The sequence below is a fragment of the Psychrosphaera ytuae genome, from assembly GCF_017638545.1.
Lineage (GTDB): Bacteria > Pseudomonadota > Gammaproteobacteria > Enterobacterales > Alteromonadaceae > Psychrosphaera > Psychrosphaera ytuae.
Window position 1 is genome coordinate 1,341,462 of sequence record NZ_CP072110.1, and the last position, 14,730, is coordinate 1,356,191.

11 protein-coding genes and 1 tRNA gene are annotated in these 14,730 nt (G+C 41.3%); 8 read left to right on the forward strand and 4 right to left on the reverse strand.

The window, feature by feature from the left end; translation table 11 throughout:
• Positions 1-52: 52 nt before the first annotated feature.
• Positions 53-2,086, forward strand: coding sequence for a TonB-dependent receptor plug domain-containing protein (locus J1N51_RS05905; protein ID WP_208833016.1), 2,034 nt, complete (start codon positions 53-55; stop codon positions 2,084-2,086).
• 3 nt (positions 2,087-2,089) lie between these two features.
• Here J1N51_RS05905 and J1N51_RS05910 read toward each other — a convergent pair whose 3' ends face one another.
• Both J1N51_RS05910 and J1N51_RS05915 read right to left on the reverse strand, forming a co-directional pair.
• Positions 2,090-3,013 (reverse strand): hypothetical protein, encoded by a 924-nt coding sequence (locus J1N51_RS05910; RefSeq protein WP_208833017.1) that lies wholly within the window; start codon positions 3,011-3,013, stop codon positions 2,090-2,092.
• Between the two features lie 44 nt (positions 3,014-3,057).
• A tRNA-Arg gene (locus J1N51_RS05915) sits at positions 3,058-3,133 on the reverse strand.
• Between the two features lie 280 nt (positions 3,134-3,413).
• Here J1N51_RS05915 and J1N51_RS05920 point away from each other — a divergent pair.
• The 3 genes from J1N51_RS05920 to suhB all read left to right on the forward strand — a co-directional run bounded on the left by J1N51_RS05920 (position 3,414) and on the right by suhB (position 7,252).
• Positions 3,414-5,789: a YgiQ family radical SAM protein gene (locus J1N51_RS05920; RefSeq protein WP_208833018.1), complete on the forward strand. Its 2,376-nt coding sequence runs from the start codon at positions 3,414-3,416 to the stop codon at positions 5,787-5,789.
• An 82-nt stretch (positions 5,790-5,871) separates the two neighbouring features.
• A complete protein-coding gene (locus J1N51_RS05925; protein WP_208833019.1) occupies positions 5,872-6,219 on the forward strand; it encodes a DUF2750 domain-containing protein in 348 nt (115 codons plus the stop codon).
• Between the two features lie 229 nt (positions 6,220-6,448).
• Positions 6,449-7,252 (forward strand): inositol-1-monophosphatase, encoded by an 804-nt coding sequence (gene suhB, locus J1N51_RS05930; RefSeq protein ID WP_208833020.1) that lies wholly within the window; start codon positions 6,449-6,451, stop codon positions 7,250-7,252.
• Between the two features lie 68 nt (positions 7,253-7,320).
• Here suhB and J1N51_RS05935 read toward each other — a convergent pair whose 3' ends face one another.
• The gene (locus J1N51_RS05935) at positions 7,321-10,089 is read right to left on the reverse strand and encodes a CHASE domain-containing protein (protein ID WP_208833021.1); all 2,769 of its coding nucleotides are present in this window, start codon (positions 10,087-10,089) and stop codon (positions 7,321-7,323) included.
• Between the two features lie 228 nt (positions 10,090-10,317).
• Between J1N51_RS05935 and J1N51_RS05940 the strand changes: the two genes are divergently transcribed.
• The 4 genes from J1N51_RS05940 to J1N51_RS05955 all read left to right on the forward strand — a co-directional run bounded on the left by J1N51_RS05940 (position 10,318) and on the right by J1N51_RS05955 (position 14,204).
• The gene (locus J1N51_RS05940) at positions 10,318-12,315 is read left to right on the forward strand and encodes a DNA topoisomerase III (RefSeq protein WP_208833022.1); all 1,998 of its coding nucleotides are present in this window, start codon (positions 10,318-10,320) and stop codon (positions 12,313-12,315) included.
• Positions 12,312-12,863 carry a DUF3750 domain-containing protein gene (locus tag J1N51_RS05945; protein ID WP_208833023.1) on the forward strand — a complete coding sequence of 184 codons (552 nt, stop codon included), beginning with the start codon at positions 12,312-12,314 and terminating at the stop codon, positions 12,861-12,863. The genes J1N51_RS05940 and J1N51_RS05945 overlap by 4 nt, the downstream gene beginning before the upstream one ends.
• Entirely contained in the window at positions 12,863-13,168 is a 306-nt protein-coding gene (locus tag J1N51_RS05950; protein ID WP_208833024.1) for a hypothetical protein, read from the forward strand. The genes J1N51_RS05945 and J1N51_RS05950 overlap by 1 nt, the downstream gene beginning before the upstream one ends.
• Positions 13,169-13,406: 238 nt before the next feature.
• Positions 13,407-14,204: a hypothetical protein gene (locus J1N51_RS05955; RefSeq protein WP_208833025.1), complete on the forward strand. Its 798-nt coding sequence runs from the start codon at positions 13,407-13,409 to the stop codon at positions 14,202-14,204.
• A 164-nt stretch (positions 14,205-14,368) separates the two neighbouring features.
• On the opposite strand, the gene fdx is transcribed toward J1N51_RS05955, so the two are convergent.
• Entirely contained in the window at positions 14,369-14,707 is a 339-nt protein-coding gene (fdx, locus tag J1N51_RS05960) for an ISC system 2Fe-2S type ferredoxin (protein ID WP_208833026.1), read from the reverse strand.
• Positions 14,708-14,730 lie beyond the last annotated feature (23 nt).

A 14,730-nucleotide genomic window follows, 5' to 3' on the forward strand; every position in this document is an offset into this window, starting at 1 on the left:
TAAAAGATCTTTCGACTACAATAATTTGTAACCACAAATTAAATGAATCTGCATGAAACGAATTAATATCCTTGCTTGTGTTTCGGTTTGTGCCGGTGTACTCCTATCGACAAGCTCCGTCGCGCTGGCCAAAAAAGCTGACTTTTTTGATTTACCACTTGAAGAGTTACTCAACGTGGAAGTCTCGATCGCGTCTACGAGCCCCGAAGCTATCATTACGGCTCCTGCAACAATTTCATTTTTTACGAGAGACCGTCTTGCGCGACTTGGTATAACCAAGTTGCATCAATTGTACCGTTTTATTCCTGGCTTTTACTCGGCATTCAACTCGACCGAAGACAATCAATCTTATATCTCAGTTCGCGGTCAGTCACAAAAATACGGCAGTACAGTGTTGTTTTTGTATAACGGCCAAAGAATTAACGATGACTACTCAGGCGGTCTAACCTATTTTATTCGGCAGTTTGATTTAAGTAATGTCGAACGGATTGAAGTTATCCGAGGTCCAGGCTCGGCGACCTATGGCGCCAATGCGTTTAATGCAGTTATTAACATCATTACCAAAACAGAAGACACTTTATCTGTATCTACAGGAAATAACTTAACTCTCGATGGTAACTTGGGCCTAACCTATCAGGTTGATGACTTACAATTGGCGCTCAACGTAAACCACTATGATCACGACGGCCAACGCTACGACAATGTTTACGATAGGTTTGGTCGCCAAAATCAGTCAACCGATCCACAAACAGCAAACCAAATAGAAGCCAGTGCCTCTTATCAAAGCTTTACCTGGAGATACTTATTTCAACAAAACTCTCGTGATAATTTTTATTTATACAACAATTTGTATGACGGGCTAAATCGAGTCGACCTTAAAAACCAAATTCACCAACTTGAGTATAAGTTGGTAGACACAGGTGAATTTGGGCTCAATTTGAGCGCCCAATCATCAACAAATCAGCGGGAGTCAATGGGCGTGCAGGCTCTGCAAGGGATGCCTGGTTTTGCCGAGGACGACGTCCTATTTGGCTTTAATATCGAACATAAAAGCCTTCAGTTAAATTTATCTTCTTATTTGTTATTTGAGGATGGTAGTCGCCTGTCCTTTGGAACAAGTTACCAACGTAGCCAAGTTCCTGAGGCATTTTTTATTTCGAACTACAACATTTTTACAGATTTAAGCTATCTCAATGAACTGCGATATTTTAACGAACGAGAACTCCAAACGGTCAGCGATAAAACTCGTGAGATTAGTAGTATTTATGGCCAATATAACCTCCAAGTCACCCCAGATTTGAACGTTTCTGCAGGCCTTCGCCACGATCACTACAACGATATTACCTCTGCTTGGTCACCTAGAGTCGCCGCAGTTTACAACGTTTCTCCTAAAAGCGTTGTCAAACTATTGTACAATGAAGCATTTCGAGTGCCCTCTATTGGCGATTTATATGAGGATCAAAGCAATCTTTCGCCTGGTAGTAGTGATGTTAAAACGGCGGAGCTTCAGTCACTCGAACTGTCATATAACTATGTCGATGACCGTTATTTTGTGTCTGTGACACTGTTTGAAAATGACGTTTCTAATTTAATTGGATTTACTAACGAGCAGCGCTCTTCCGTGACAAACATATCTCATAACTTGAGTCGAGGCATCGAGTTGGATAGTCAAATACAACTCTCTCCGAATGTAAATCTATTGCTCGCGTACACCAACATGTTGAGTAACAAAAGTACGACAATTCTTCATGATAAAGGCGTCATGAGTGAAAAGATGACGCCTGATCAATACGCCAATGTAGCGATTGATTTTAATATTACCAGCGCATTGACGGTCAATGTTCAAGCCAATTGGCGTGACAAAGTAGACCTGCTTCAAGATAAAGGCTCACTCTGGTTATTTGATGGCTTAGTCAATTATCAGGTAAGCGAACGAAGCTTATTACGCCTGCAATTTCACAACTTAACCGACAAGTCTTATTTCCATCCTTACTCTCAATCACTCGGAGTAAACGAAAATGGCATTGTCCAACAAGTACCTGCTCGCGGCAGAGAAATAGAAGTTGGCTGGCGATATTCGTTTTAAGAATTAGTTAGTCAAAGTCCGGCGATACAGCCCTGTACCGTCGGCAAAAGGAACAATGATCTTGCCTTCCTCTAAATAAACATCATACATAGAGTTAATTTTATGGTCTGTTTCTTTCTTGTTTAGATTCCAAACCAAATTCCCCGTTTCTATATCTCTAATTTCTATGTGATTATGGCTGTAGACAACAAGTTCCTTTTTATAGGAGTTAATCGTTGCACTTTCCCATTTGTACTCTGTGCTATTTCCCAACGAGTGCTCCCATAATAAGCTGTCACCTTCGAACATTTGAATCACGCTTGATAACGAATATTGTCGCTGTCCATCAGATTCGTTTACCTGTGTACTTGAAGATAAAACAATGACCCTATTTTTATCTAACAAAGCAACTCCGCTAAGAAAGTAGCCTGGTTCAACCTTTACCTCTGAACACTTAGGGTTCGTGACTGTCACATCACAGGTTTTCGCTTCGACTAATCCCTCGTCCTCTTTAATTCGGCCCATCAAAATTGACATTCCATCATCAGATACACGATAAACCATGTAAGGATCGTAATAGTCGATAAGGCTTTGAGCTGGATATTCTTCAAGCATCAAATAACGTTGGTTGTTAACCAAAACGGTAAATCGCTTGGTCGAGTTTTCGATGTCAGTATTTACGATTAGTGCTGCCGTTCCCAGAGATGACATCACCAAATGTGAGTAAGGAGCCGTGTCTTCAAACAACACCTTATCTTGATTGACCACTTTGACATCATAATACAAACCTTTGCGCTCAATGGTTTGAAATTCCAATTTAGACTCTCGGTGAGATAGAGTGACGATTGGTTCATCGTTATTTTGTGGATTGGGGCTGACAACGCGCTTGATATGAAACGAATCGATATAACCAGCGTGGATATTTACCGTCAGTAGAGCAACCAACAACAGGAAAATAGATTTTACTTGATTACCTTGTTTGCCTTTTTAAATGGCGTCCCCTACAGGACTTGAACCTGTATCTAAGGCTTAGGAGGCCCTTGTTCTATCCAGTTGAACTAAGGGGACGAGCTTTGTTCCTATTTTAAGCAGGTTCGAAAATAAAGCTCAATGTTTTTATAATCAATTGGATAATTAACTGGTCTTCTCAAAGTTAAATTTTACGAGTCCAAAACTCACTCCCAACCTGTTTAAAATTTATTCAAAAATATTCTGATTTGCTTTTCCCCTTTGCTACTTTTACCTGTATAATCGCGCGTCCAATTTGCGGGGTAACTTTTTGCTGCAATTAGCACGCCCTGCAACTCGAGCTAATTCAGCTCTTTGCTGTAAAAATAAGGTGTCATCAATGCAAACTACAACTGCCAAAAAACCTGCTGTGGCCAAGCCGCCGCAAGCAACGGTAAAAACGGATAAAAAGCTGTGGGATTATCCTAAATACTGGGCGGAATGTTTTGGTCCTGCGCCGTTTTTGCCTACCACTCGTGAGGAGATGGATTTATTAGGTTGGGACAGTTGTGATGTGATCATTGTCACTGGTGACGCTTATGTCGACCACCCGAGCTTTGGTATGGCCGTAATTGGTCGTATGCTAGAAGCACAGGGCTTCCGCGTAGGTATCATTGACCAGCCAGATTGGCACAGCAAAGACGACTTCATGCGCCTGGGTAAACCAAACCTGTATTTCGGTGTCACTGCCGGCAACATGGACTCGATGATCAACCGTTATACTGCAGATCGTAAAATTCGTCACGACGACGCGTACACGCCAGATAATATCGGCGGCAAACGTCCAGACCGAGCAGTTACGGTATACTCTCAACGCTGTCGCGAAGCCTACAAGGGCGTGCCTGTTGTTATTGGTGGTATCGAAGCTTCACTACGTCGTATTGGCCACTATGATTACTGGTCAAACAAAGTTCGTCGTTCGGTGATTTTTGACTCTAAAGCCGATTTACTTATTTTTGGTAATGCCGAGCGACCTTTAGTTGAGGTGACTCATCGTTTAGCTAATGGCGAAGACATCAAAGATATCAAAGATGTTCGTGGTACAGCGATTATTGTTAAAGATGCTTTACCAGATTGGCAGGGTATCGACTCAACGCACATCGACAAGCCGGGTATCATCGACCCTATGCTTAATCCGTATCAAGAGTATGATGCCAATACCTGTGACAACAAAGACCAAGCAATTCAGCAAAGTGCCGCAGATGATACGGGCGTAGCACAAGCGGTTGTGGTTCAACCGTATGACAAAAAGAAAACCAAAGCACAGCTTCGTCGTCCGTGGGACCGTGTATATGTAAAACTTCCTGCATTTGAAGTCGTTTCTAAAAACGAAGTATTGTACGCCCACACTAACCGAATTTTGCACCAAGAAACCAACCCTGGTTGTGCTAAGGCGTTAATGCAACGTCACGGAGATCGCAGTGTTTGGATTAACCCACCGGCGTTCCCACTTGAAACCGAAGAGATGGACTTTGTATTTGGAATGCCATTTGCGCGTATTCCACACCCCAAATACGATGGTAAAAAGATCCCAGCATACGAGATGATCAAGACTTCGGTTAACATCATGCGTGGTTGTTACGGTGGTTGTACTTTCTGTTCTATCACAGAGCACGAAGGTCGTATTATTCAAAGTCGTTCTGAAGATTCTATCATCCAAGAAATTGAACAAATTCGCGATAAAGTACCAGGTTTCACTGGGGTTATTTCAGACTTAGGCGGTCCTACTGCCAACATGTATATGTTGCGTTGTAAGAGTGCCAAAGCCGAAGCTACATGTCGTCGCGCATCCTGTGTTTACCCAGATATCTGTAAGCACATGGACACTGATCATGAGCCAACTATTAAGTTGTATCAACGTGCTCGTGAACTGCCTGGTATTAAGAAAATCTTAATCGCATCGGGTGTTCGTTATGACCTTGCGGTTCAAGACCCTCGTTATGTTAAAGAGCTCGTTACTCACCACGTAGGTGGCTACTTAAAAATTGCCCCAGAGCACACCGAGGAAGGTCCATTGTCGAAGATGATGAAACCGGGTATGGGCAGTTATTACAAGTTTAAAGAGCTATTTGAAAAGTACTCTAAAGAAGCAGGTAAAGAGCAATACCTTATTCCGTACTTTATCGCCGCTCACCCAGGTACTGAGACCAAGGACATGATTAACTTGGCCTTGTGGTTAAAAGAAAATAAATTCCGCTTGGATCAGGTTCAAAACTTCTATCCTTCGCCAATGGCGACGGCAACGACCATGTACCACACAGAAATTGATACCTTACACAAGGTAAAAAAACAAAACGATGTGGTGCCTATTGCTCGTGGTGAAAAAGAACGTCGATTACACAAAGCGATTTTGCGTTATCACGATCCTAAAAACTGGAAGATGATCCGTCATGCACTTAAAGAAATGGGCCTAGCTAAGCTCATTGGTCACGGCCAGCAACATTTAGTGCCACCGGCCTCAGCTAATGAAGAGAGACTGGCAGCGAGTAACCGCGGTCGTCGCCCTAACCTCAAAGGCAAAGGCAATGGACAAGGCGGTCAAAAAGCCTTAACGCGTCACACGGGCTTAGGTCAGTTTGACAATGCTTCTTCTAATAAGGGCAAGTCTGCAGACAAAGGTAAGCCAGCTGGAAAAGGTAAACCGACTGGAAAAGGTAAACCAGCGGGTAACAAACACAGCGGTAAGCCAAAAGCCAAGAGCCGCGCAGGACGCTAACCCTATTCACATTATTGTTATAAAGAGCCTTTATGATAAAGGCTCTTTTTGTAAATAAACCAGATACACAAAGGGAAACACCATGAGCACCCAACAACAATTTTTCGAAGAAATCGCAGCAACTCAAATGATTTGGGCACTACACGACAAAGAAACAGACGGCTGGGTTATTGTCGACTCAGTTCAGTTTGAGGATACAGACGTGATGCTATTGTGGTCTCGTGAGTCTATTGCTCAAAGTAACTGTACTGACGAGTGGGCGCAGTATGTACCAACTCAAATTTCAGTCGCTGAATGGCTGGAGTTTTGGGTTGAAGACTTAGCCACAGACAATGTAATGATTGGTTTAGACTGGCAAGAAGATGGCGAATGCCCAGAAATGGAATTAGTTGAGTTTAGCCAAAAAATCGCCGAAATCGAAAAGCTGTAATTCTTCTTCGCGTATTCTATAAATAAAAGTGGTTTTTGCGAGGTATTCCTTTACTTTTTGGCAAAAATCACTAGAATGCGCGCCTGATTAAAAAATGTTCTTTAGTAATTTGAATAATAGTGGCTCACGAGCTTCTTTCGAACCATAAATTTGAAAGAAATGGCTCGGGATTTTTTGTGCTTTTTTACTATTATTAAATTACGTTCTTTTGAAAAATAGGTGATTGTAAATGCAACCGATGTTAAACATCGCAGTTCGCGCTGCGCGTAATGCTGGTAAAATTATTGCTCGTGCATATGAGCAACTTGATATGGTTCAAGCTGAGTTAAAAGGCTCTAACGACTTTGTAACGAACGTAGACAAAGAAGCAGAACAAGCAATCATCTCTACTATTCAAGCTTCTTACCCAGACCATTCATTTGTTGCAGAAGAAAGCGGCGTCATCAAAGGCAACGCTAAGTATCAGTGGATCATCGACCCACTAGACGGTACAGCTAACTTCGTTAAAGGCATTCCTCACTTTGCAGTATCAGTTGCCCTAAAAGTAGATGGAAAATTAGAGCAAGCGGTTATTTTAGATCCAATCCGCGGTGAGTTGTTCACAGCTTCTAAAGGTGCCGGTGCTCAGTTAGACGGTAAACGCATTCGCGTATCAAAAGCGAAAGACCTTTCTGGTACTATCTTAGCAACGGGCTTCCCGTTCAAACAAAAGCACCAGTTAGAAACCTACACTGCAATATTCAACGATCTATTTTTACAAGTTGCGGACATGCGCCGTGCTGGTTCTGCGGCTCTTGATTTAGCATACGTTGCAGCTGGTCGAGTTGAAGGTTTCTTCGAGCTAGGCTTACGCCCTTGGGATACTGCGGCAGGTCAGCTTATTGCTAAAGAAGCGGGTGCAGTAATTGCAGACTTTGAAGGTGGAAACGACTTTGATAAGACAGGCAACATTGTTGTTGCGACACCAAAAGTTTTAGGTGCGATTCTTAAGTCTATTCGCCCACATTTAAACGATGGCTTGCGCTCTAAATAGCTCTGAGCCGATAAATCCTAAAAAAAACCAACGCTTAGCGTTGGTTTTTTTTGTTTTAATCACTTTTGCTATTCGTTATCTTCGGCCAAGAGTTCGTAGACGACTCGCTCAAGGTCTTCTAATAAGAAGGGTTTCGTTACATAATGGTTTATACCCAGTAACTCTGCTCTTGCTCTATCCTCAGCACTAACACTTGCACTTATAATAACCGCAGGAAGATCATCAAACTCCGGCTTTTGCTTTAATGCTTCTAGCATTGTAAAACCATCCATTACCGGCATATGTAAATCAACAAACAATATGTCTGGCTTACCTTGCTCTAGCGCTTCAAGTCCTAGCTCACCGTTATCAGCTAACGTGACCGAAATATTCAGTAGCTCTAATTGTTTACTCGCAATCAATTGATTAATTTTGTTGTCTTCTACGATGAGTGCTTTAAAGTTTTGCTGACGAATCAATTCGAGCTGCGCTTGATATTCTGAATCGTCATTTTCTTCTGCATGAGTGATCTCTGAAGAATAGATCTCAACAGGCATTGAAATGCTAAAGCGAGTACCTTCGCCTAATTTGCTTTCAACTACGATTTTACCATTCATTAATTCGGTTAACTGCTTAACAATGGCTAAACCTAAGCCAGTACCACCAAATTTACGAGTGGTCGATTCATCTGCTTGAGTAAAGGACATAAACAAATCTGGGATTTTGCTTTCTGGAATACCGATACCCTGATCCTCAACCACAATACTGAGTTCCGCCGTGCTGTTGCCTTTTTCGGTTAACACGACGGTTAATTTTACTGTGCCTCGTTCGGTAAACTTAATCGCATTATCAACCAGGTTCATCATTATTTGTTCTAATCGAACCGAATCACCAATGATAGTTTTGTCTGACAAGCCGCGATCTATTACCTCGAGAACGACTCCTTTCGCACTCGCCTTTTCAGTTAGTAAGTTTTTGATACTCGTCACGGACTGCGCCAAGTTGATTGGGCTTTCTTCGAGCTTTAAGTCGCTTTCTGATACTTTAGAAAAATCCAAAACATTGTTAATAATACCGAGTAACAACTTAGAAGAATCTAATATTTGCTTGAAATAACTTTTAGCCTCTTCAACACTTTTACTGTTCTTACCAATTTGAGCAAAACCAATAACCGCATTTAGAGGTGTTCGGTATTCATGGCTCATATTGGCCAAGAACTGGCTCTTGGCAGCGTTCGCTTTCATTAACTCATCGTTTTTCTGACTGAGTTGCTGAGTTTTATGCGCAACTTTTTGCTCTAACATTTCACTCAAGTTTGTCATGATGATAATGAAGATCACACTAAAAGTACTGACACAGCAACCAATAATAATTATTAGCCAACTCGACCAGTCTATGGAGTTTTGGTCAAAAATAGCTGAGCTGGCATAATCGACCTCGATACGAGTATCAAAGAAAGGAAATGACGCTCTATAGTTGAAGAGAGCATCAGTGCGATAATTTGCCTCAAAAGTTGCGGTAGTTTCTTCGTCTTGCACATAACGAGTTCTAAATACAAAATTATCTGCCATAGATTCGTCATACAGGCTTAAGACAAGCTGGTCTAGCTCTATCACCGCTTCAAATAAGCCAAGCAATTTAGACACTCGTAGGTTTCGCTCTGAAGGAACATCCCCACCCTCATAAATTGGATAATAAACGATTACCGCGTTGTACTTTTCTAAATTTTGAACCAATGAAAGCTGTGGAGACACCGCTTTTTCACCAGTATAAATAGCTTTGTTAACAGTAATTCCCACAACATCATGAGAGGAGACGTCCAGCCCGACCGCGGCTTTATTTGGCTCTAATGGCTCAGTATACAAAATTGGAATGTAATAGCGCTGATGTTCAGCTTCTTGAATGTTGCCGCCAATCAATTGCTTAAGTTTGAAACCAGGAAAATCCGTTGCAGCAATTTGTTCTTCATACTTACGTCTTTCACTACCATTAACCTTAGGCAACCAAGCTAGCGCTCTGAGATTAATATCGGGGTTCATAATTTTATCGATAAAGCGTCTAAACTCATCGCGAGTAACATGCTTACTGGCTCTAAATAACCCTTCCATTCCAGCAAGTTGCTGAGTAATAGTATTTTCAATTAGGTTAATTTGTTGTGAAAACTTATTAGTTTGACTAACAAAGTCTTCCATTCTCGAGGTTTGGTAATGCTGTCGAGACATCGCAAAAATTGAGCTTACCAACAAAAACAAAATAGCGGCAGGCACCGCGATTTTTAACTTATCTTTTTTCTGAACATAAAATTCATTATTCGCCAGAGAAAGCACGATTGGCAAAAAGAACATTACACCAATAAAGTCTCCTACCCACCAAGTAAAACCAACAAACAAGGCGTGTGATAGGGTAAGACCATTAACTATAGAAACGGCCGTCGTGTTGATGGTTGCTGCAACGATACATGCTATTGGACCTACTATCGCTAAAAACTTAATCACACTTCGCAAGTGTGTATTGTTTACAGGAAGACTGACGGAACGTCTCAATAAATACCTAGCGACCACCATTTGTAAACAGGTGCCAGTAGCTATGATGAAAGGCAATATTTGTTGGGCAATTGGCAGGCCAGAATAACCACCGGACATAACCTGGATATTGGCCAAAGCGGAACCCAAAAAGACACCGATTAAAGCCAAACGACCAAATATCAAATAACAAGCAAGACCAACACCAGCAGCCGGCCAAACAGCGCTAGCAAACCCAGGCGGGATAGCAAACAATAAGCCTACTTTAGAAAAAAGGTAGTAGCTTAAAAATGAGATAAGAATGACTAAGATAGATTTACTTTGAGACCGCAACATTCTTTCCTGTGATTGTGTGCACCTATCTCGGCGCATCTTAATTTAAATCAATTAGTTATAAATCTACCAGAACCAAAAGACCTGTCATCTAAAATTTTTCTCATTTGACCCTAAGTTAGCTAATTTTTCCCTAATTTAGTAAAAAATGAAAAACTAGACCACAACCACTGTTTATAAAAACAGTTAACCTGTTATTATTGAGAAAAAGTCTTTTAGGTAAATAGCTTCGTGAGATTAATAATAGCCGAAAAGCCCAGTATGGGTAGGGCAATAGCCAACGCTTTACCCAAGCCGCATCAGAAAAAGGACGGTTACATAGTCGCAGGTGACGGCACCCACGTCAGTTGGTGTATTGGCCATATACTCGAACAATCTGAACCAGAAGATTACGATCCACTTTATAAGAAGTGGCACTACGATCATTTACCTATTATCCCTGAACAGTGGCAACTGAAACCTAAGTCAAAGACTAAGTCACAGCTTTCTGTACTTCGAAAGTTGACTAAACAAGCCCAACAATTAATACATGCTGGAGATCCTGACCGAGAAGGTCAGCTTTTGGTTGATGAAGTCATTCACTTCTTAAAATTACCTAAAGCCAAAGTCGAAAATACACAAAGACTGTTAGTCAGTGATCTCAATACTCCAGCAGTAAAAAAAGCCCTAAATAACTTACAATCAAACAAAGCCTTTATTCCCTTATCTGTATCTGCACTGGCTCGTTCTCGCTCTGACTGGTTAATAGGCATGAACCTAACTCGTGCGTTTACCCTGTTGGGACAAAAGGTGAATTTTAATTCCGTTTTGTCTGTTGGCCGCGTGCAAACTCCGTTATTAGGCATAGTGGTAAAACGAGATCAAGAAATCGCCAACTTTGTAAGTAAAGATTATTATCAAGTGGACGCGCACCTTACCTTAACTTCGGCAATTCAAAACAACAGTGATTTTACTGCTCGGTGGCAGCCAAGTGAACATTGTGCGCCACACCAAGACGAAGAAGGTCGCATTATTAATAAGTCTCTTGCTGAACATGTCGTAAAACAAATTCATCAGCAACCTGCAGTCGTATTAGATGTAAAAAAAGAAAGAAAAAAGCAGACTGCTCCGCTACCTTACAATTTGTCTAGCTTACAAATTGATGCGGCAAAAGCCTTTAAACTCTCTGCGCAACAAGTTCTTGATGCCTGTCAGTCTCTATACGAGCGACACAAGGCCATAACCTACCCTCGCTCTGATTGCCGATATTTGCCCAATCAGCATTTTAACGATGCACCTGCCATCGTTAGTAACTTAACTAGCTATGGCCACGCCCACGTTGCTCATGTCGCTACTCAAGCTAACCCTAAGTTAAAAAGCAAAGCTTGGAATGATTCAAAAGTGGGTGCTCATCATGCCATTATTCCAACTTTGAAAGCGCCTAACGCTTCTTCTCTCTCAGGTCCAGAAGCCAATGTTTATCAGTTAATTGCTAAGCAGTATTTAGCGCAGTTTTTTGGGGCTTTTGAGACAGACAATGAAAAAGTCACCCTAGAAATAAATAAAGGCGAATTTGTTGCCAAGTCGGTAAAAACCGCAGTAATAGGCTGGAAAATCATTTATGAAAAAGAGCTTAATAATGACGGGCCTTCACTACCTCAACTTAATATAGGCCAGACGCTGTTTTGCCAACGAGGCGAATTGTTAACGAAACAAACCGAACCGCCTGCTTATTTTACCGATGCAACTTTACTAGCGGCGATGACAGGCATCGCGAGATTCGTAAAAGATCCAAATATCAAAAAGGTATTGCGAGAAACCGATGGCCTTGGCACTGAAGCTACGCGTGCAGGAATGATTGAGTTGCTGTTTAAACGAGGTTATTTAACACGCCAAGGTAAAAGTATTCGCTCAACAGATATTGGCCAAGCTTTGATCCGAGCTCTACCAGAAGCAATAACCCTACCCGACATGACAGCTCACTGGGAAATGCAATTACAGGAAATTTGTGAACAAAACGCCCATTATCAAACCTTTATCAAAGAGATTGAACACACGCTTCACGGTCTAATCGCAAGCGCTAAGGACACTCGTCTTGTGGGATTACCAGAAAAGCCGTTTAAACCAAAACGCAAAGGATCGAGTAAAAGATCCTATACTGGTTCTTATACCAAAGGTAAACCTTCAAGTAAGTCGTCCAAATCAACATCAAGACGAGCTACCAAAACGAAAGCGAAAACAACACAATGAATTCTTTAAAACCCAAGTACCTAACGGTTTTATTATTGATATTTAGCTCTGTCCTATTAACTGGCTGCACATCAAAAAAATGGTATGAAACAAGTAGAGAGCCTGCCGGTATTGCGGCTAATCCAGCCCAAGAACCAGAGGCAATCATTGAGTTTTATGCGGCAGACGCCTTTAGCTGGCGAGGTTGGTTTGCGGTTCATACTTGGGTAGCCATAAAAGAAAAAGACGCCTCAGAATACACCGTTTTTGAAGTAGTCGGTTGGCGAGTAAAACGCGGACTTCCTGCGCTCAAAGAATACAAAACAACGACTCCCGATCGCTACTGGTACGGAGCCAAGCCAGAAAAAATCCTCTCTGTTAAAGGTGATAAAGCGGCTCAACTCATCCCAAAAGTACTAGACGCTATTAAAGTTTATCCATGGAAGGACGAATATACTCTGTTTCCTGGACCTAACTCTAATACCTTCCCAGCGTGGATTGGTTTGCAAGTTCCGGAGCTAAACTTGGATATGCCATTTAGAGCTATTGGTAGTGGCTATGCGGATTAATGTGCGACAGTATATCTAAATACATCGTCATGATGGATCAATCAAAAGAACAGGAAGTTTTTACAAGAGACCTATTCTTACCAAGCCTCATCTTTTTTCAGCAAAACCTGCGCAGCAAACCTGGTTATCAGGTAAACATAGCGTATGAAATCACTGCCGATAACTTAATGACGAACGAGCAGATTTACAATCACTTTAACAACACTTACACCCTACGAAACTTTGGCCTTGGCATGTTTGCAAGAGGACTCGAGGCTCAACGCCAACTTCAAGGCGTACTAAGTGACTATCTCAATCAAGATTAAACACAGATTGCTAAGACAATTCAGGCTTTTCTTGCTTGGTCAGAATTGGTTCAAAAGACACAGTCGCACTAATGTCTGTAGTGTACGTGGAGCGGCCGCTCAGGGATAATGAGCGCTGGATCTGGAAAGCTCGAAAACGGACGTTAGAAAATAAAGAATCTGGTTTTACAAAGGAAACTGGTGTTACTATGAGTTAACAACAGAGAGCTGTTTTCTCCACTAATTAAATGAGTATGCAATGATTGAAAAAAACAAATGGATTATTTCTTTAGCATTAGCTTTCTTAAGTCTTGTAATTCCTATCGTGTTATATTTCGCCTCGATACCAGAACGAAGCATTATTTTTGAAGTGGTATCAAAAACCGATTTAGTTGGATCGCTAGGCGGAATTGACGGCTTAGAAATAAAAATAAAGGATAAGCAAATTAAAGAGGCCTCTCTCTATTTGGTCAAGTTAAAAAATACAGGGACAGAGCCGATCATGGCCGGCGATTTTGAAAAGCCTATGTTGATAAAACTTGATAGTGAAATTTTTTCGGTAAAGGCGAAGGATAAATCTCCTGAAAATCTTACGTTGGAATATTTAATTAAAGGCGAAAGTATTTTAGTAGAGCCTTTTTTGTTTAATTCTGACGAAGAGTTTTCACTTGAAATCGTATCATCATCAAAAACCTACCCAACAGTAGATTCCAGAATAGCCGGAATTTCTTCAATAAAAGAAAACTATCCGTCGAAAAGCTCGATCAAAAAGATAACAATTAGTCTTATTTTGAGTTTTGTATTATTGGTGTTCTACTCGAAATCCTTTTCTCTTTTTATTAAACGTAAAAACCAAAAGATTAGTAACTTTACTTTAGGGATTACCTGTGCATTTTCCTCCGTCATCCTAACCAAGGAAGTTGTAGAAATAGAGGCATACAATTGGTATTTCTTCGCTTTAATTTTAATTCCTATCTATTTGGGAACGAATTGGGCTATATTGGAGAATGGAGGTAAAAAGTCAATTCAGCCGACCGCTGAGACGCCGGCTGACTGAAATGTTAGGACTGTCCGTAAATAGCACAAAGCGGCAGTAGCCCCAACGAACCCTCAAGGTCCGCTCCTTGTCTTTTACAGACATTACAAACAAAAAGCCCCTTGCATCGAAGCCAACACAAGGGGCTTAATTATTAAATAATTAACAGATTGAAACCTGTCTTATTAGTGATTTTCTTTCGCGTGATTAAGACTGTATTTAGGGATCTCAACAACAATGTCTTCGTCTTTGATGATCGCCTGACAGCTTAAACGAGATTCTGCTTCTAATCCCCATGCTTTATCTAGCATATCTTCTTCTAGCTCATCGGCTTCGTCTAACGAGTCAAACCCTTCGCGAATTACGACGTGACAAGTGGTACAAGCACATACTTTTTCACAAGCGTGCTCGATATCAATGTCATTTTTAAGCGCAACGTTAAGTACCGATTCGCCTTTTTCGCCTTCTAACACCGCACCATCTGGACAAAGTTCTTCATGCGGTAAAAATATAATTTGTGGCATAACTATTTCTCTTTAATTCTCGG

What these genes read in the sequence shown, in the direction of transcription:
- J1N51_RS05945 (WP_208833023.1), top strand. Translation starts at nt 12,312, where the DNA reads ATGAATTCTTTAAAACCCAAGTACCTAACGGTTTTATTATTGATATTT.
- fdx (WP_208833026.1), bottom strand. Translation starts at nt 14,707, where the DNA reads ATGCCACAAATTATATTTTTACCGCATGAAGAACTTTGTCCAGATGGT.
- J1N51_RS05925 (WP_208833019.1), top strand. Translation starts at nt 5,872, where the DNA reads ATGAGCACCCAACAACAATTTTTCGAAGAAATCGCAGCAACTCAAATG.
- J1N51_RS05955 (WP_208833025.1), top strand. Translation starts at nt 13,407, where the DNA reads ATGATTGAAAAAAACAAATGGATTATTTCTTTAGCATTAGCTTTCTTA.
- suhB (WP_208833020.1), top strand. Translation starts at nt 6,449, where the DNA reads ATGCAACCGATGTTAAACATCGCAGTTCGCGCTGCGCGTAATGCTGGT.
- J1N51_RS05905 (WP_208833016.1), top strand. Translation starts at nt 53, where the DNA reads ATGAAACGAATTAATATCCTTGCTTGTGTTTCGGTTTGTGCCGGTGTA.
- J1N51_RS05935 (WP_208833021.1), bottom strand. Translation starts at nt 10,089, where the DNA reads ATGTTGCGGTCTCAAAGTAAATCTATCTTAGTCATTCTTATCTCATTT.
- J1N51_RS05920 (WP_208833018.1), top strand. Translation starts at nt 3,414, where the DNA reads ATGCAAACTACAACTGCCAAAAAACCTGCTGTGGCCAAGCCGCCGCAA.
- J1N51_RS05950 (WP_208833024.1), top strand. Translation starts at nt 12,863, where the DNA reads ATGTGCGACAGTATATCTAAATACATCGTCATGATGGATCAATCAAAA.